The organism is Arthrobacter sp. B2060, assembly GCF_059090445.1.
Genome location: NZ_JBNHFR010000004.1, coordinates 94736 through 111649, shown reverse-complemented (window position 1 = coordinate 111649; position 16914 = coordinate 94736). Strand labels below are relative to the sequence as shown.

Genomic DNA, 16914 nt, shown 5'->3' with positions numbered 1-16914 from the left:
CCTACCGCCGGGCTGTTGCGCGCTGGCGGGAACGGGAGGCCAGGAGCCAGGACTGGACGTCGTCGAGTTCCCTGCCGTCCTCGTCAAGGTGGTGCCGGGTCCAGTCCCCACTGCTGTCCAGGTGCCAGCTTGCGGTTTCGGGGTCCATGTAGCGGCGCAGCATGTCCAGGACATACGTGGTGTCCTCGCCGCCGGAGAGCTGTACCAGCGCCTCAACCCGGCGGTCCAGGTTGCGGTGCATCATGTCGGCCGATCCGATGTAGACCACGGGGTTGCCCGCGTTGCCGAAGGCGAAGACGCGGGAATGCTCGAGGAAACGGCCAAGGACGGAGCGCACCGTGATGTTCTCGCTCAGCCCGGGGATGCCCGGCCGGAGCGAGCATATGCCGCGCACAATGACATCCACCTTCACGCCGGCCTGGGATGCCCTGTAGAGGGAGTCGATGATGGCCTCGTCCACCATGGAGTTGACCTTGATCTGCACGCGGGCCGCAATTCCGGCGCGGGCGTTGCGGATCTCGGTCTCGATCCTGTCGATCAGCCCGGAGCGCACCGAGCGCGGTGCCACCAGGAGCCGCTTGAAGGTGGACTTCGGGGCGTAGCCGGAGAGCTGGTTGAAGAGCTTGGAGAGGTCTTCGCCCACCTGCTCATTGGCGGTCAGAAGGCCGAGGTCCTCGTAGTAGCGCGCCGTGCGGGGGTGGTAGTTGCCCGTTCCGATGTGGCAGTAGCGGCGCAGACCGTCAACTTCCTGGCGCACCACCAATGACAGCTTGCAGTGCGTCTTCAGGCCCACGATGCCGTACACAACATGCACGCCGGCCTGTTCAAGTTTGCGCGCCCAGGAGATGTTGGCCTGTTCATCAAATCTGGCCTTGATCTCCACCAGGGCCAAGACCTGCTTGCCTGCCTCCGCCGCATCGATCAGGGCATCCACAATGGGCGAGTCGCCGGAGGTGCGGTACAGGGTCTGCTTGATGGCCTGGACCTTCGGGTCGGCGGCGGCCTGCTCCAGGAACGCCTGCACAGACGTGGAGAACGAGTCATAGGGGTGATGCAGCAGGATGTCGCGGCGGCGCATGGCGGCGAAGACGTTCGCCGCCTTGGACGTTTCGGATTCGTTCAGGTACCGGGACGTGTGCGGCACGTGCTTCGGGTAGTGCAGGTCTGCCCGGTCAATGCCCGCAATGACGGAGAGTCCGCGGAGGTCCAGCGGGGCAGGTACCGAGTAGACCTCGGATTCCTCCACTCCCAGTTCCCGGATCAGCAGGGCCCGGATGTTGGGGTTGATGTCGTGGGTGACTTCGAGGCGGACGGGAGGGCCGAACCGGCGACGCAGGAGTTCCTTCTCAAGGGCCTGCAGGAGGTTCTCGGCGTCGTCTTCCTCCACCTCCACGTCCTCGTTGCGTGTGACGCGGAACGTGTGGTGCTCGAGGACTTCCATGCCGGCGAAGAGCTGGTCGAGGTGGACGGCGATGACTTCCTCAAGGGCGATGAACCGGGCAACGCGCCCAGGCACCGACCCGGCGCGCGGGCCGTCGATGGAGATCAGGCGCGGCAGTTGGTCCGGCACCTTGACACGTGCGAACAGCTCCTTGTCGCTCACCGGGTTCCGGACCACCACGGCCAGATTCAGGGACAGCCCCGAAATGTAGGGGAAGGGGTGGGCCGGGTCCACCGCGAGCGGGGTGAGGATGGGGAAGACCTTTTCCGCGAACATGACGCTGAGGCGGTGCTTGGCGTCGTCGTCGAGCTCGTCCCAGTGCATGAGGTGGATGTGCTCGTACGCGAGGGCGGGCCGGATCTGCTCGGCGTAGACCTTGGCGTGGCGTTCCTGCAGCTTGTGCGCCGCCTCGCCGATCTGTTCCAGGACCTGGACGGGGCTGAGGCCGGCGGGGGAGGGCACCGCGAGTCCGGTGGCGATCCGGCGCTTCAGGCCGGCCACCCGGACCATGAAGAACTCGTCAAGGTTGGAGGCGAAAATCGACAGGAAGCTGACCCGCTCGAGCAGGTAGAGGTTGGGGTCTTCGGCCAGTTCAAGGACCCGGGCGTTGAAGGCAAGCCAGCTCAGTTCCCGGTCCAGGAACCGGTCAGGGCTGATTTCGCCTTCCGGCTCAAGGATGGCGGCGAATTCAGGGATGTCGATCCGGTCCTGCGTGGCACGGGACGCGGGCACCTCGGAGGAGCCGAATCGGGCACGCACGGGGGCCGCCTTGATTTCGGTCGTTGCTGATCCGGCGGATTCCGGTTGCATGCTCTCTCCTTGATGCTGGGGGATTTAGCTTCAACCTTACAATCATCCGCCCCGGCGGGACCCGCAGATTTAGCGGGGACCGCGCTCAGCGTCGAATGGCTGGGCTAACGCCCGTCCAGCGGCCCATACATGACGTCGACGTCCCACCGCGTGAAGCCCAGCCGACGGTACAGCGACACGGCCGGGGCGTTGTCCGCATCCGTGTAAAGCATGACGGCGTGAAGGCCCTGCTGCTGCAGGTACCGGATGCCGGCAACCGTCAGTGCCTTGCCCAAGCCCATGCCCTGTGCTGCAGGCGTCACCCCGACGACGTAAACCTCGCCGATCGCGGGATGGTCGCCGTGCTGCGGGTGGATCTTGGTCCAGTGGAAGCCGAGCAACCGCCCGTCCCTGTCCTCGGCGAGGAGGAAGCCTGCGGGATCGAACCACGGCTCCGCCATCCGCGCCTCAAGGTCTGCCCTGGTCATGGACCCCTGTTCCGGGTGGTGGGCGAACGCCTCGCGGTTCGCCGCCAGCCAGGCGTCCTCGTCCTTGCCCGGCTCAAAGGCGCGGAGCACCACGCCGTCCGGAAGGCTGACGTCGGGCAGTTCAGCCGCCGCTGTGGCCAGCCGCATCTTCCACAGTTCCCGGACGGGGCCGTATCCGTAGCGGGCGGCCAGTTCCGCGGCGGCCTCGTGGTTGCCGTGGGACCAGGCCTTCAGCCCGTCGAATCCTCGGACGGACTTCAGGGAGCCCACGAGCCTGTCCGCTACACCCTGGTTTCGGTAGCTCGGGTGCACGGCGATCTCAAGGACGCCCGTGGCGTCCTCCTCCTCAACGACGACGGCGAAGCCCGCCAGATCCTGGGCGGTGGCGGGATCGGAATCCTCGTCCGGCGCGTAGAGGGCCAGGGTCAGCAGGGAATGGGGGCCGGTGTCCGCGGCGCGCAGCGTCACCAGGGTCTGTTCCGAGATGGAAGGGTTGCCGTCCGACTCCTCGGCCGCTTCCAGCAGGGTCCTGATGTCCCGCAGCAGCTGTTCGTCAACACCGCCCTTGACGACGGTGACGGGCCAATTCTCCGGGTGCGCAGGGCTCATGGTGTCAAGGCTATACGCAGTGACCGCAGAGATGCCCGATTTGGAGCCGCCGGGAGAGGCCGGTATAGTTGATATCTCGTTCGGCTTCTGAAGCTGAATGTGAGGGGGATCCACCACTGGGGTGGCCTCGATACGTTCGACCCGTATGTCCTCCACTGAAGAACCGCAAAAGGCCCGGACTCGAAATAGCCCGGGCCTTTTGCGTTGCTCAGAGTTTGCCTTGCTTAGAGATTGCCTTGCTTGAGGCTGGCGGCGGGTCCGGTCAGGCCTCGGCGAGTTCCTCGTCCTCCTGCTTGCGCACCAGCGTGAGCCGGTACCCGACGTTGCGGACAGTGCTGATCAGGTTCTCGTGGTCCGCGCCCAGCTTGGCGCGCAGCCGACGCACGTGCACATCGACGGTGCGCGTGCCCCCGTAGTAGTCATAGCCCCACACCTCGGTCAGCAGCTGCTGGCGCGTGAATACGCGGCCGGGGTGCTGCGCGAGGTACTTTAGGAGCTCGAATTCCTTGAACGTCAGGTTGAGCGCCGCGCCGTTGACCCGCGCCGTGTAGCTCGCCTCGTCGATAACGACGCCGGCAGCCCGGATCTCGGACGGGGTGTCCTCCTCCTCGGGGACGGCCCGTGCCACAGAGAGGCGGATCCTGGCTTCCACCTCGGCGGGGCCGGCGGAATCCAGGACGATGTCATCGACCGCCCAGGCGGAAGACACGGCGGCCATGCCGCCTTCGGTGAGGATCAGCACCAGCGGTGCGCTGAGGCCCGTTGCTTTCAGGAGCTGGGTGAGGGACCGGGCCCCGACGAGGTCTTTACGCGCGTCCAGGAGGACGATGTCGCAGGGGTCCGTTTCCAGCAGGGCAGTGGGCTCGGCCGGGAGGATGTGAACCCGGTGGTTCAGGAGCTCCAAGGCAGGCAGGATGTCCACCGAGGATCCGGTGCTGTTGGTCAGTAACAGGATGTGCGACATTGTTCCTCCAAGGGGCCGTCCGCGCATCATTGGGCGACTGAACCGGGCTTTCACCGGTCGGTACTGTGCTGGCCGCAGGAGCCTCGGACACGCTGGCGGGCCAGTGTCTCCATTTCCCTGCGGGAAGCGTAGCTGAGCTTTGAGTATACCCAACGCCTCTCTGGCCGACACTGATTCGCGCCTGCAACGCGCCTCATTTGCGACATATGGCAGTCACATAGGGCAGGATTGAACCGTCAGGGCTCCAGCCCAGCCCGTCAACGGCCCAACCCGCCGACGACACCGCCCGCCGACGGCCAGCCCGTCAAGGCACAGGCAGATGAGGACGCAGCGAAGTTGAGTGCAGAGTCAAGAGGAGGACGCGATGGCCGCGCCTGAGATGAGCGCTGCCGCGCCTTCCGGGGCCGCCGTGGGGTCCTGGAGCATCGGGGTCATCGGCCTCGCCGGACTGGCCGTCATCATCGCCAGCATTTACCGGACGCCGGATGTCCTGCTTGCTGTGGCGGTGGTGGTTGCCCTGGCCGTTGGCCTGGGCTGGCCGCATTACCTCGGCATCCCGGCCAAGAAGACACTCGCGGCGGTGATCGGGCTCTCGGGCGCCGGTTCGGCCGTGGCGGCGGCCACCGTTCCCGCGCCCGGCTACCTCGACTGGACGCCCGGATTCATCGCCTTGGGGGTCATGTCCGTATTCCTCGTCCAAATCGTGCGCGGAACGGGCCAGGCACAACGGCTGGAATCAACGCTGGGCTGCTGTGTGGGGGTTCTCCTGTCCTGCCTGGGCGCGGGGTGGATCGCCGGGGCCCGGTTCAACGGGGTCAAGGAAATGATGCTTGTGGCCGGTGTGAGCGCTGCGGTTGCCCTGCTGGCGGGCCTGATCCGCTGGCCCGACAGCATCGTCGCTCCGCTGGGGATCATTCTCGCAGGACTTGCCGGGCCGCTGGCCGGGCTCGTTCTCTCCGACGTCGCCGTGCTGCCTGCCGCAGTTTTCGGTGTGGTGGTGGGGTCGGTGCTGGTCAGCTTCCGGCGGCTCGTGACGTTGCGGAGTGTCCCCCTGAACTTTCCGGCTGCCCTGGGGATGGGACTGGCGCCCGTTTCGGCGGTTGGATCACTTGCCTACTTCATAGACAAACTACTCATCTACTAACGCGTTAGGATGGCACCATGTCCGTACTTGCATATGAAATTTTCTTCCTTGTCCTGCTCGGCATCGCGAGCCTTGCCATGGCTTGGTTTGCCGGCTTTGTGGTCTACCGCCTGTTCAAGGGACAGAAGTAGAACCACTTCCCTGTTAGCTGCTTCAAGAGGTAACAGCTGTGCCTATCGAGATACCCACAGACCTGACTCCCGAACTGGTCCCGTTATCCTGGCTCATTGGTGAGTGGGAGGGCCGCGGACGGCTCGGGTCAGGCGACGAAGGGTCTGAGCATTTTCTTCAGCACGTTTCGTTCACCCATAACGGGTTGCCGTACCTGCAGTACCGTGCAGAAAGCTGGCTGACCGACGAGGACGGCACCAAACTCCGGCCCCTCACGGTTGAGACCGGATTTTGGGCGCTTGAGCGCAAACAGTTGGATGCCGACGGCGGCCCCGGCCTTGTTCCCGCGGATATCGTGCCGGCGTTAAAGAGTGCCGACGAGGTGGAGGCGCTGCGGAACAAGGACGGCGGATTCGACATCTCCGTGTCCATCTCCCATCCGGGCGGGATTTCCGAGCTGTACTACGGCCAGATCAAGGGGCCGCAGATCCAGCTGAGCACCGACATGGTGATGCGGGGGAGCCACTCGAAGGACTACAGCGCGGCCACCCGGATCTTCGGTTTGGTGGACGGGAATCTGCTGTGGCGGTGGGATGTTGCCACCGGCGGCGCCTCCTCGGCCAAATCGTCGGAGCCGGGCAACGGCCTGGAAGCACACGCCTCGGCGTTCCTGAAACGCGTCTCCTGATCCTCGGGTAGCGCCCACCGCTTTACCCACTGACGTCCCCTTAAAGCGCACTGACGTCCCGGCCTCCGCCGGTTGTCCGGCCGGTATTCGCTGCTGTTCCAAGCGCCTTCCGTCCGTTACGTTGGTCTGAGGTCTCTGACCCTCTGCCCGACGCAACCCAGGGAGCACGTCATGGATGAAGCCCAAGCCCCGGCGGACTACAGCGACCTCAAGGCGCTGTTCTTCAATGGCACCCTTAAACGCTCCCCGCAAAAGAGCAACACCGAGGGGCTGATCCGGCTCAGCCGCCGCATTATGGAAAAGCAGGGAGTGGCCACCCGCCTGATCCGGACCGTGGACCATGACATCGCCAGCGGCGTCTACCCCGACATGCGGGAGTACGGCTGGGAAACTGACGAATGGCCCGAGCTGTACCCGGCGGTGCAGGAGGCCGACATCGTGGTGGTCGCCGGGCCCATCTGGCTCGGTGACAACTCATCCCAGACCAAGAAGCTCATCGAGCGCCTCTACGCACACTCCGGACAGCTCAATGACAAGGGCCAGTGGGCGTTCTATCCGAAAGTGGGCGGCTGCCTGATCACCGGGAACGAGGACGGCATCAAGCACTGCTCCATGAATGTCCTCTACAGCCTGCAGCACATCGGTTTCACAATTCCGCCGCAGGCTGATGCCGGCTGGATCGGCCCGGTCGGTCCCGGGCCCAGCTACCTCGACGAGGGGTCCGGCGGCCCGGAGAGTGACTTTACCAACAGAAACACCACGTTCATGACGTGGAATCTTCTGCATCTGGCCCGGACGCTCAAGGACGCCGGCGGGATTCCCGCGTACGGCAACCTTCCGGAAGAATGGAAGGCCGGATCGAAGTTCGGTTTCGAAAACCCGGAATACCGCTGAGCGGGCCGGGGCGCCGGACCTCACCGAGCCGGTGCACCGATTCGCTGCTCCGGAATACCCGCCAAGCCAAGGACGTTCCCTTCATATGACTATCAAGAGCCCTCTGTTGTCGCGCCCTGGAGCCGTCGAAGCGGGCGGCGCCGATTCCGGCGTCGCATCCCACTACGGTGAGCCGCTGCGCGAACAGCGCGCCCTCGCTGCCGGGACCGCCGTCGTCGACCTTTCCCACCGCGGCGTGGTGACCGTCAGCGGGCCGGACCGCTTGAGCTGGCTCAATACGCTGTCCTCCCAGCAGGTCACCAACCTGCAGCCCGGTGAGTCCAGCGAGCTGCTGCTGCTGAGTGTGCAGGGCCGCATCGAATTCGACGCCCGGGTAGTGGACGACGGCGGGACCACCTGGCTCATTGTGGAAGCCGCCGAGGCTGCCCCGCTCGCGGAGTGGCTGAACAAGATGAAGTTCATGCTGCGCGTGGAAATTGCGGACGTCTCGGATGACTGGGCCGTGCTGGGATCCACCCGGGCCGTGCCGGAATGGTCCGCGCTGAAGGTCTGGCAGGACCCCTGGCCGCACGTCGGCGCCGGCGGGTACGCCTATTCGGTAGTGGGCGAGGACGCCCATCCCGGCGCAGAGCGTCCGTGGTTCGAATACCTGGTCCCCGCCGCGGAGCTGGAAGCAACGGTGGCCGACCGGCCGCTGGCCGGAGTCTCGGCATCCGAAGCCCTGCGCATCGCGGCCTGGCGGCCCCGGCTCGGGGCCGAAACGGACGACAAGACCATCCCGCACGAGCTGGACCTGCTCCGGACCGCCGTCCACCTGGCCAAAGGCTGCTACAAGGGCCAGGAGACCATTGCCCGTGTGCACAACCTGGGCCACCCGCCGCGCAGGCTCGTGTTCCTGCAGCTCGACGGTTCGCAGCACACCATGCCGGAGGCCGGGAGTTCCGTGCTCGTGGGCGAGCGCAAGGTGGGCACCGTCACGTCCGTGGCCCAGCACTACGAGATGGGTCCCATTGCACTGGCGGTCATAAAGCGTTCTGTCGGGCCGGATGAAATACTGACTGTCATGGACGGTGAAGAGCCGTACACAGCCGCGCAGGAAGTAATCGTGGCTCCCGACGCCGGGCAGGTGGTTGGCCGGCAGACCGGATTCCTGAGGGGGACCCACAAATGACAGACCAGACCGACCCGAACGCCCCGGGCAGCACCGCCGCCGGAATGGACGAAGAGACGCTCGAACTCGCGCACCGGCTCTTCGACGCCGCACGCAACGGCGAAACCGAGATGCTCCGCAGCTACCTCAACGCCGGTGCCCCGGCCACGCTCACCAACGCCGCCGGGGACTCGCTGCTCATGCTCGCGGCTTATCACGGGCATGCAGAGACTGTGCAGCTAATCCTGTACCACGGCGGCGACGCGAACCAGGCCAACGGGCGCGGTCAGACACCCCTGGCGGGCGCGGTCTTCAAGGGCTACACGGATGTGGCCCGGGTACTGCTCGACGCCGGCGCCGATCCCGACGCCGGAACCCCCTCGGCGCGCGCCGCGGCGGACATGTTCGCCCGCAAGGACATCCAGGACCTGCTGGCTTAGGCACTCACCGCCAGCCCCAGCACCCAGCAGCCGCCTGCACTCACTGGCTGTCTGCTCCCAGCAGCCGCCCGCACCTTAGGAATTTTTTTGGAAAACGTCAGCAGGCCGTGGCCTGCCCTCTGGTCTCTGGTCATCGGATTCTTCATGATCCTGATCGACACCACCATCGTTTCCGTGGCCAATCCGCGGATCATGGAAGGGCTCGGGACGGACATCACCGCCGTCATCTGGGTCACGAGCGCCTACCTGCTGGCGTATGCCGTGCCGCTGCTGATCACCGGCAGGCTGGGGGACCGCTTCGGGCCCAAGCGCCTTTACCTGTCCGGACTCGTCGTTTTCACCGTGGCCTCGCTGTGGTGCGGGTTGTCCGGCAGTGTCCAGATGCTGATCGCTGCCCGTGTCCTTCAAGGTCTCGGTGCTGCGCTCATGACGCCACAGACCATGGCCGTGATAACCCGGATCTTTCCGCCGGACCGGCGTGGAGCCGCCATGGGGCTGTGGGGTGCCACCGCAGGCATGGCCACGCTGGTGGGTCCGATCCTCGGAGGCGTGCTGGTGGACGGGCTGGGCTGGGAGTGGATCTTCTTTATCAATGTCCCTATCGGGATCGTGGGATTCATCCTCGCCTGGCGTTTCGTGCCGTCCCTGACCACCCACCCGCACAGGTTCGACGTTCCCGGCGTGGTGCTCAGCGCCGTCGGGCTTTTCCTGCTGGTGTTTGGCCTCCAGGAGGGCGAGACGTACAGCTGGGGCACCATTGCCGGACCCGTGACGGTCTGGGGACTGATCATCAGCGGAATCGTTGTGCTGGTGCTTTTCGTCGGCTGGCAGGCCGTGAACAAAGGCGAACCGCTCTTGCCGCTGGGCCTCTTTAAGGACCGCAATTTCTCGCTCGCCAACATCGGGATCACCACGGTGGGGTTCACAGTTACGGCCTTCGGGCTGCCGCTGGTCTTCTACTACCAGATGGTGCGTGGCATGACGCCCACGCAGTCGGCGCTGATGATGGTGCCGATGGCGCTGATTTCCGGCGGCCTGGCCCCGGCGGTCGGCAGGATCATTGACCGGGTGAACCCGAAATACCTCACCTCCGCCGGGCTGCTGCTCATGGCCGTGGCGCTGTTCTGGAACTCTGCCCTCATGCACCCGGACACCCCCGTATGGCTGTTCCTGCTGCCGAGTGCCCTGCTTGGCTTCGCGAACGCGGGCATCTGGGCTCCGCTGAGTTCCACGGCCACCCGCAATCTGCCGCCGCGGCAGGCCGGTGCCGGAGCCGGCGTGTACAACACCACCAGGCAGATCGGCGCCGTCCTCGGCAGTGCGGCCATTGCTGTCCTCATGCAGGCCCGGCTCGCGGCCGAGCTTCCGGCCGCCGGCGCGCCAGGGGAGGCCGGCGCGGGCGGGGAAGCCGCTACGGCCGGGCCGGGCGGCGAGGCAATGAGCTTCGGCGGCCAGCTTCCGGAGGCGCTCCATGAAGGATTTTCGACGGCGATGGGCCAGTCGATCATGCTGCCTGCGGCCGTGATCGTGCTGGGCGCCGCTGTGGCCCTTTTCTTCGCCCGGCCAAATCCCGTGCAGGGCTGGGGCGGGCAGCAGCCGGCGGCTGCGGAAACGGCAGCGGCCAAGTCGCCCTAGCCGCGATGCCTCAGCCCAGCAGCACGCTGGTCTCGATACCGCCCGTGGCGAAGCCCAGGCTCCGCGCAATGGCCAGCGAGCCCTTGTTGCTGACGTCGGAGCGCCACTGCAGCGTCAGCCCCGATGCGAGCGCCTCGTGGGCTGCGATCGACGCTGCCAGCGACCCCACGCCGCGGCGGCGCCACCGCGGTGCCACGAGCACGCCCATGTGGGCCAGGATCCCTTCCCACTCGGAGTACGCGCCGCAGGCCACAGGAACGTTGCGGCCATCCTCATGGTGCAGGATCGTGTAGCGGTTTTCGAGGTCCGAGAGCCCCACTTCGTTGACGTCGTCAGGCGGGCACAGCCCCTCCAGTTCGATGGCCTCCGGATTCCCGTGGGAGACGGTCAGCTCCCCGGAGAGCTGCAGCAGCGGCAGGTCGTCGGCGAAGAACAGCGCGGCAGAGCCTTGCCCGTGGCCGCCGTGCTGCCGTGTGATGGTCAGCAGCGTCACGTGCTGAGCCATTTCCTCATCGGCGATTCCGGCGGCGGCGTCCAGGGCCCATTGCGGCCCCACAAGCGCGGAGCTGCCGAACAGGCGGACGAACTCCACGGAGCGGGCCGAATCGTCCGCCCGGGTGATACGCTCGCCGGTTTCCAATGCGCTGGCGAAAGCGCCGTCGTCGAGCCCCAGCCGGCGTGCCCAGGCCAGCTGAATGATGGCGGCGGAGTGGGACTCAAGGCTCATGACTCCAGCCTACCGACCCCCGCCGCCCACGAGCGCGAATGGACATCTAAGCCCTTCCGGGACGCGCGAACCGGCAGATAATGCCCTCAAAAGTCAGAGAAGCGGGCATTATCTGCCAGTTCGCGCCGCGGGAACGAGAGGGAAGGAGCGGGCGCAGGAGCGGCGGGTTAGCCGAAGAGGACCGCGGCTTCGTCGTAACGGTGCTGCGGGACGGTCTTGAGCTTGCCGAGGGCCGCTTCGAAGCCGACGTGGTCGATGTCGGTGCCGTTCAGGGACACCATGGTGCCCCAGCGGCCTTCGACCACGGAGTCGATGGCGGCCATGCCAAGGCGGGTGGCCAACACGCGGTCGAAGGCGGACGGAACACCGCCGCGCTGGATGTGGCCGAGGATGGTGGCGCGGGTTTCAATGCCGGTCCTGGCTTCGATTTCCGGGGCGAGCTGGTCGGCGATGCCGCCCAGCCGCGGCCGGCCAAAGGTGTCCAGGCCGCGTTCGGAGTGCGGGGACTCCATGTGTTCCGGCACGAAGCCCTCGGCAACCACCACAAGCGGCGCACGGCCACGGTCATGGGCCTCGGTCACCCATTTGGTGATCTGCTCGATGCTGACCTTCTGCTCCGGAATCAGAATGGCGTGGGCGCCCGAGGCCATGCCGGCATGCAGTGCGATCCATCCAACGTGGCGGCCCATGACCTCGGCGATCATGCAGCGGTGGTGTGATTCTCCGGTGGTGCGCAGGCGGTCGATGGCTTCGGTGGCGATCTGCACGGCGGTGTCGAAACCGAACGTGTAGTCCGTGGCGTCAAGGTCGTTGTCCACGGTCTTGGGAACGCCCACGATTTTCAGGCCGGCGTCTGTGAGGCGCTTGGCGGCCGCGAGGGTGCCTTCGCCGCCGATGGCGATGATGGCGTCAATGCCGAGCCGGTCCATGTGGGCCTTGATGACTTCCGGTCCGCCGCCGTCCTCGAACGGGTTGGTGCGGGAGGTACCAAGGATGGTGCCGCCCTGCTTGGCAATGCCCCGGACGAGCGTGCGGGGGATCGGGATGATGTCCCCCTCGACCACGCCGCGCCATCCGTCGAGGAACCCCACGAATTCGTGGCCGTGGATGGCGATGCCCTTAAGGACCGCACCGCGGATCACGGCATTCAGTCCGGGGCAGTCGCCGCCGCTGGTGAGGATTCCAATTTTCATTATTTCGGCTCAAATCCTGGTTCGAAGGTATACAGGCAGAGCGCCACGCTGAGCTCACCTAGATTCTAGTGGGCAGTGTGGTCGAGGACACAAACGATTACATGTAGTGCCCGCCGGGGGGCGTGCCGCTTAAGCAGCGGTGCCCCTGCTCCGTGGAGCAGGGGCACCGAACTGGTCGGCCGCCGTCGTCCGTCAGGAGCGGTTGCCGCGCTTCTCGAGGAAGGATTCGAGGGCGATGACGTTGTTCTGGTTCGGCAGGACCAGCCATGCCGCCAGGTAGAACACCACAGCCGGACCGGGCAGGAGGCAGAAGATGAGGAAACCGATCCGGACGTAGGCGACGTCCACATTGAACTTGTCGGCGATCCCGCCGCAGACTCCGCCGAGCCAGCGCTGCGGACCGCGTTTCAGGCCGAGGCCCCTGACGATGCTGTAGAACTTTTCCATGCCTCAAGCCTTCCCGGTTGTGGGGCCATTGTCACGTCGGCGGGCTGAAAGTAGTCCGCCGATGACCAGGGCGGCGCCGGCGCCGATCATGAGGCCGATCAGGACGTACGTTCCGTTCAGGACCACGATCCCCAGCTGGGAGATGATGATCAGGACGGCCAGCGCGAGAACCACGAGCCCCCAGACGATGGTCCCGACGCGTGCCGAAGCGGGGGCTTGCTCACCCGGCTCGGCCGTCATCGGATCCGGGGCCTTGGAGGTGTCGGGCGTGGAGGAGGGGGCCGGTTTGGGGTCGAAGCTGCTCATGTCAGTTTCCTTCCTGGATGGTGATGGTGCTGACAGTGCCGTCGATCTGCAGGATCAGCCGGGCGCCGGGCCTGTCCGTGTTGTAGCTGCTCTGCCTGGAGGTGATGCCGCCGCGCTGGTTCGTGCCTTCATGCAGGTTCCCGAGCGTCATGTCGGCCCGGACGTCCACCGGCACTGTCCTCGGCAGGATGACCGTGACGTTGCTGGCGGTCACGTCCATGGGGACGACGACGTCGGCGGGCAGCGGCGCGGCCGGGTTCAGTCCGGTGAGGTCAACGGTTCCCCGGCCTCCGGTGATCTGGAACCCGTCGCGGGCCTGCTCGATGCTCGCGGGGTTCCAGTCTGCGTTCTGGAAGCGGAAGCGGTCACCGTTCGGAACCGAGTTGAAGATGCCGCCGATGATCAGGGCAACCACGGCGAAGAAGCCGAGGACCCCGGATGTCCTGCCCCGCAGACCGGCCAGGAGGATTCCAAGGCCGAGGACGGCAGCGCCGCTGGCCCAAACTATTGCGTTCGCGGAATCGCCCAGATCAATCACGTTTCCGGCGTCGAGCGCTTTGAGCGAGCCGCCGACCAGCAGCGCGAGGCCTGCGGTGATGGCCACGGCGGGGGCGCCAGGGCCTGCCGGCTTTGACTTCGGTGTCGGAACGGGTGTCGGCACCGGTGCCGGTCCGCGCGGCGGTACGCTGCCGAAGCCGCCGCCGTACGGGGGGACATTGCCCTGGCCGGTGCCGCGGTACGGTGTTTGGGCGCCGTACGGGGTGTTGGGGGCGTACGGGCTGTTGGGCGCGTACGGCGGGTGGGGTTCCGACGCCGGCCCGGCACCGTACGTCGTCGACGCGGCAGGCGTGCCCGCAGCGAACGCGGCTGCAGAGCCGTCGGCGGGGGAACCGCTTGTGGCTGTGTATCCATATGCGGAGCGGCTGTCCGCCGGTGTGTGGTTCATGGCTGCTCCAGTGCGCTTTCTGTTGCGCTGGGTGAGGAAGTAGATGAGGTAAACAAGGCCGCCGATCCAGAACAGCGCCCAGAAGAAGCCGAAGCCGTCGCGGCCCCAGCCCCAGTAGCCGCCGCCCATGCCCGTGAAGCCGATAACCGTGGTGACCAGGGCGCCCGTCATGCCGCTGGTCCAGCGGCCGGCCCCTGCTTCCTGCGTGTGGATCCGGCCGTCCGGCTCCGGGAGGAGCGCCCAGCCGATGCCGTAAAGCACCACACCGATGCCGGCAAACAGGGTCAGCACGATGAAGATGCCCCGCACGATCAGTGGATCGATGCCCATCCGCTCGGCGATGCCGCTGGAGACGCCGCCGATCCAGCGGTCGCGTCCGCGGTATACGCCGTGGCTGCGGATCCAGTCGAAGAAGTCCAGTTGCCGGGGCGCCTGGCCATAGCCCGTGCCGAAGACAGGACCGCCGGCGGCGGGACCACCGGATCCGCCGTCGCCACCAGGCAGTTCGTGGGCGCCGGGCAGCTCTTGAGTGCCGGGCAGTTCGGGGGCGCCGGGCTCCGGCGGGGATGGCTTGGTTGCCTCGAGGGGACGAGTCTGGTCGTCCGACATGTCAGAGGGCTGCTGCCCATCAGAGGGATTTGGGTTTTGCGAGTTCATACTTCGATACTGCCGTTCCACGGTCTCTGCCTCTATTGGGGAGTACCCTGAGCCGCCCCTGACTGGCCCCTGGTCCGGGCCGGAATGCGGTCCCCGAAACCCTGATCCGTGTTTGGATTGATGCATGACCACCGTTCCCGTCCGCCCGCCGCTCGTCCGCAGCAGCGACCGCGTGATCGCCGGAGTCTGCTCCGGCCTGTCAGCGCACCTCGGCTGGCCGGTCCGCATGGTGCGCCTCGGGATGGCCGTGGCCGCGCTCGCCGGCGGCGCGGGGCTCGTTTTCTACGCGTGGCTCTGGATCATGGTTCCAACCGCAGACGAAGCCGCTCGGCGGAGCGCAAAGCGCCCGGCGTCGCCCATTGCGCCGGCAGTGAGCGGCCCCGCAGTGAGCGGGCCCGCGGTGACCAGCCCCATGGCGGGCGATCCCGCAGTCCAGTCCGCCGTCGTCCCCCAACCTTCCGCAGCCGCCTTCCCGTCCGCAGCGTACGACGCCGGAACCTTGTTCCAGCCGACGCCGGCCGGCCCGGCTGCCGAGGGCGTCTCCGCCGGTAGCACGGGGGCCTGGTTCCGGGTGCGCAGCATGCGCTACGGCAAGGAAATCCTGCTTGGTTCGGGCCTGCTGCTCGTGGCGGGGATCCTGATTGCCAGGCTGCTCGGTGCGGACGTCCCGCTGGGGACCCTCATCCCCGCCGCGGCCATCCTCGGCGGTGCCGCCATCGCCTGGATGCAACTCGACGAGACACGCCGCGCCGGCCTGATGGACAAGACCAAGGCGGACCAGGCGGGCGGCTGGGCGCGGCTGGCCGCCGGGCTGGCGCTCGTAGTGGCCGGCGTGCTCGTGATGGTCTCTGGCTCCGGCTCCTGGGAACAGACCTGGCTGGCGCTGCTGGCGTCCGTGGCGGTGCTCGGCGGTGTAGCGCTGGTGCTGCTGCCGTGGGGCCTGAAGTTCTGGCGCGACCTCGAGACCGAACGCGCCGGCAGGGTGCGCGAGAGCGAGCGCGCGGAAATCGCCGCCCACCTGCACGACTCCGTGCTGCAGACCCTCGCCCTGATCCAGCGCCGCGCCGGCAACGAGCACGACGTCGTGCGGTTGGCCCGGGCACAGGAGCGGGAACTCCGCGGCTGGCTCTTCAAGGACCCGGCCAAGGAGCCCGGTCAGCTCTCTGACCGGATCAAGGCGGCCGCTGCCGAGGTCGAGGACGGCCTGGGCAATGCGGTGGACGTGGTGAGCGTGGGCGACACGGCGATGACCGACCGGCACGAGGCCCTGGTCCAGGCCAGCCGCGAGGCCATGCTCAACGCCTCCCGCCACGGCGGCGGTCCCGTCTCCGTGTACCTTGAGGTGTCCGACGGCGGCGTTGAAGTCTTCGTGAAGGACCGCGGCGCAGGATTCGAACTGCAGGCGGTCCCGGAAGACAGGCTGGGCGTCCGCGAATCAATCATTGGCCGGATGAAACGGCACGGCGGCACCGCCGACATCAACAGCAGCCCGGACGGCACGGAGGTTCGCCTGAAGCTTCCTGCCGCCGCGGCTGAAGACGGGGAAGGAAAGCCATGAGCACGCCGACACTGAACGGGCCACAGGCAGGAGGCCACGACGGAACCGTGAGGGTGGTGATCGTGGACGACCACGCAATCTTCCGCTCCGGGCTGAAGGCCGACCTCGATCCGCGGGTGATCGTCGTGGGGGAGGCGGGAACGGTGGAGCAGGCCATCGAGGTCATCGCCCGCACGCGGCCCGAGGTGGTGCTGCTCGATGTGCACCTCCCCGGCGGCCTGGGCGGGGGCGGACGGGAGGTCATCGCCGGCTCAGCTGCGCTGCTTGGCACCACGAAGTTCCTGGCGCTCAGCGTGTCGGACGCCGCCGAGGACGTGGTCGCCGTGATCCGTGCAGGAGCCCGCGGCTATGTGACCAAGACGATTTCCGGGGCGGAGATCACCGACGCCGTCTTCAGGGTGGCCGGCGGCGACGCCGTGTTTTCGCCACGGCTCGCCGGCTTCGTCCTGGATGCGTTCGGTACCGCCCCCGCCGACATTGCCGACGACGAACTGGACAAGCTCTCAGCCCGCGAACTCGAGGTCATGAGGCTCATCGCGCGCGGCTACAGCTACAAGGAGGTGGCGAAGGAGCTGTTCATCTCCATCAAGACCGTGGAAACGCACGTCTCGGCGGTGCTGCGGAAGCTGCAGCTCTCCAGCCGGCACGAACTGACCAAGTGGGCCGCGGAGCGCCGGCTGCTGTAACCCGCCGGAACCCTCCCTCACGTCCAGCCGCGTAACCCCAG

The 16914-nt window shown here is 66.8% G+C and carries 16 protein-coding genes; 8 read left to right on the top strand and 8 right to left on the bottom strand.

What is annotated here, in order from left to right; all coding sequences use genetic code 11:
• Position 1: 1 nt before the first annotated feature.
• The 3 genes from AC5RUM_RS09310 to AC5RUM_RS09300 form a co-directional block, all read right to left on the bottom strand.
• Complete coding sequence (locus tag AC5RUM_RS09310) at positions 2–2251, bottom strand: RNA degradosome polyphosphate kinase (RefSeq protein ID WP_494034648.1); 2250 nt, start codon at positions 2249–2251, stop codon at positions 2–4.
• A gap of 104 nt (positions 2252–2355) precedes the next feature.
• Entirely contained in the window at positions 2356–3327 is a 972-nt protein-coding gene (mshD, locus tag AC5RUM_RS09305) for a mycothiol synthase (protein ID WP_494034647.1), read from the bottom strand.
• A 262-nt stretch (positions 3328–3589) separates the two neighbouring features.
• On the bottom strand, positions 3590–4291 hold the full coding sequence (locus AC5RUM_RS09300) for a winged helix-turn-helix transcriptional regulator (protein ID WP_494034646.1): 702 nt from the start codon (positions 4289–4291) through the stop codon (positions 3590–3592).
• Between the two features lie 364 nt (positions 4292–4655).
• Here AC5RUM_RS09300 and AC5RUM_RS09295 point away from each other — a divergent pair, with 364 nt between their 5' ends.
• The 6 genes from AC5RUM_RS09295 (at position 4656) to AC5RUM_RS09270 (ending at position 10353) form a co-directional block, all read left to right on the top strand.
• Positions 4656–5435 (top strand): permease, encoded by a 780-nt coding sequence (locus tag AC5RUM_RS09295; protein ID WP_494034645.1) that lies wholly within the window; start codon positions 4656–4658, stop codon positions 5433–5435.
• Between the two features lie 169 nt (positions 5436–5604).
• Positions 5605–6234 carry a nitrobindin family protein gene (locus tag AC5RUM_RS09290; protein ID WP_494034644.1) on the top strand — a complete coding sequence of 210 codons (630 nt, stop codon included), beginning with the start codon at positions 5605–5607 and terminating at the stop codon, positions 6232–6234.
• A 171-nt stretch (positions 6235–6405) separates the two neighbouring features.
• Complete coding sequence (locus AC5RUM_RS09285; protein WP_494034643.1) at positions 6406–7128, top strand: flavodoxin family protein; 723 nt, start codon at positions 6406–6408, stop codon at positions 7126–7128.
• Positions 7129–7213: 85 nt separating this feature from the next.
• Positions 7214–8299, top strand: coding sequence for a CAF17-like 4Fe-4S cluster assembly/insertion protein YgfZ (gene ygfZ / locus AC5RUM_RS09280; protein ID WP_494034642.1), 1086 nt, complete (start codon positions 7214–7216; stop codon positions 8297–8299).
• Positions 8296–8718 carry an ankyrin repeat domain-containing protein gene (locus AC5RUM_RS09275; RefSeq protein ID WP_494034641.1) on the top strand — a complete coding sequence of 141 codons (423 nt, stop codon included), beginning with the start codon at positions 8296–8298 and terminating at the stop codon, positions 8716–8718. Before ygfZ ends, AC5RUM_RS09275 begins: the two co-directional genes overlap by 4 nt.
• An 87-nt stretch (positions 8719–8805) precedes the next feature.
• The gene (locus tag AC5RUM_RS09270) at positions 8806–10353 is read left to right on the top strand and encodes a DHA2 family efflux MFS transporter permease subunit (protein WP_494034640.1); all 1548 of its coding nucleotides are present in this window, start codon (positions 8806–8808) and stop codon (positions 10351–10353) included.
• Positions 10354–10363: 10 nt separating this feature from the next.
• Here AC5RUM_RS09270 and AC5RUM_RS09265 read toward each other — a convergent pair whose 3' ends face one another.
• The 5 genes from AC5RUM_RS09265 to AC5RUM_RS09245 form a co-directional block, all read right to left on the bottom strand.
• A complete protein-coding gene (locus tag AC5RUM_RS09265) occupies positions 10364–11080 on the bottom strand; it encodes a GNAT family N-acetyltransferase (RefSeq protein ID WP_494034639.1) in 717 nt (238 codons plus the stop codon).
• Between the two features lie 167 nt (positions 11081–11247).
• Entirely contained in the window at positions 11248–12273 is a 1026-nt protein-coding gene (locus tag AC5RUM_RS09260) for a 6-phosphofructokinase (protein WP_494034638.1), read from the bottom strand.
• 192 nt (positions 12274–12465) lie between these two features.
• Positions 12466–12720, bottom strand: coding sequence for a PspC domain-containing protein (locus tag AC5RUM_RS09255; protein ID WP_494034637.1), 255 nt, complete (start codon positions 12718–12720; stop codon positions 12466–12468).
• A 3-nt stretch (positions 12721–12723) separates the two neighbouring features.
• The gene (locus AC5RUM_RS09250) at positions 12724–13026 is read right to left on the bottom strand and encodes a hypothetical protein (protein WP_494034636.1); all 303 of its coding nucleotides are present in this window, start codon (positions 13024–13026) and stop codon (positions 12724–12726) included.
• A 1-nt stretch (position 13027) separates the two neighbouring features.
• Positions 13028–14629, bottom strand: coding sequence for a PspC domain-containing protein (locus AC5RUM_RS09245; RefSeq protein WP_494034635.1), 1602 nt, complete (start codon positions 14627–14629; stop codon positions 13028–13030).
• 124 nt (positions 14630–14753) lie between these two features.
• On the opposite strand from AC5RUM_RS09245, the gene AC5RUM_RS09240 reads away from it, so the two are divergent.
• Together AC5RUM_RS09240 and AC5RUM_RS09235 are read left to right on the top strand one after the other, a co-directional pair.
• The gene (locus AC5RUM_RS09240) at positions 14754–16187 is read left to right on the top strand and encodes an ATP-binding protein (protein WP_494034634.1); all 1434 of its coding nucleotides are present in this window, start codon (positions 14754–14756) and stop codon (positions 16185–16187) included.
• Entirely contained in the window at positions 16184–16873 is a 690-nt protein-coding gene (locus tag AC5RUM_RS09235) for a LuxR C-terminal-related transcriptional regulator (protein WP_494034633.1), read from the top strand. Before AC5RUM_RS09240 ends, AC5RUM_RS09235 begins: the two co-directional genes overlap by 4 nt.
• Positions 16874–16914: the final 41 nt, after the last annotated feature.

Coding starts and splice junctions, on each gene's coding strand:
- AC5RUM_RS09310 (WP_494034648.1), bottom strand. CDS start 2,251: ATGCAACCGGAATCCGCCGGATCAGCAACGACCGAAATCAAGGCGGCC.
- mshD (WP_494034647.1), bottom strand. CDS start 3,327: ATGAGCCCTGCGCACCCGGAGAATTGGCCCGTCACCGTCGTCAAGGGC.
- AC5RUM_RS09300 (WP_494034646.1), bottom strand. CDS start 4,291: ATGTCGCACATCCTGTTACTGACCAACAGCACCGGATCCTCGGTGGAC.
- AC5RUM_RS09295 (WP_494034645.1), top strand. CDS start 4,656: ATGGCCGCGCCTGAGATGAGCGCTGCCGCGCCTTCCGGGGCCGCCGTG.
- AC5RUM_RS09285 (WP_494034643.1), top strand. CDS start 6,406: ATGGATGAAGCCCAAGCCCCGGCGGACTACAGCGACCTCAAGGCGCTG.
- ygfZ (WP_494034642.1), top strand. CDS start 7,214: ATGACTATCAAGAGCCCTCTGTTGTCGCGCCCTGGAGCCGTCGAAGCG.
- AC5RUM_RS09275 (WP_494034641.1), top strand. CDS start 8,296: ATGACAGACCAGACCGACCCGAACGCCCCGGGCAGCACCGCCGCCGGA.
- AC5RUM_RS09265 (WP_494034639.1), bottom strand. CDS start 11,080: ATGAGCCTTGAGTCCCACTCCGCCGCCATCATTCAGCTGGCCTGGGCA.
- AC5RUM_RS09260 (WP_494034638.1), bottom strand. CDS start 12,273: ATGAAAATTGGAATCCTCACCAGCGGCGGCGACTGCCCCGGACTGAAT.
- AC5RUM_RS09255 (WP_494034637.1), bottom strand. CDS start 12,720: ATGGAAAAGTTCTACAGCATCGTCAGGGGCCTCGGCCTGAAACGCGGT.
- AC5RUM_RS09250 (WP_494034636.1), bottom strand. CDS start 13,026: ATGAGCAGCTTCGACCCCAAACCGGCCCCCTCCTCCACGCCCGACACC.
- AC5RUM_RS09245 (WP_494034635.1), bottom strand. CDS start 14,629: ATGAACTCGCAAAACCCAAATCCCTCTGATGGGCAGCAGCCCTCTGAC.
- AC5RUM_RS09240 (WP_494034634.1), top strand. CDS start 14,754: ATGACCACCGTTCCCGTCCGCCCGCCGCTCGTCCGCAGCAGCGACCGC.
- AC5RUM_RS09235 (WP_494034633.1), top strand. CDS start 16,184: ATGAGCACGCCGACACTGAACGGGCCACAGGCAGGAGGCCACGACGGA.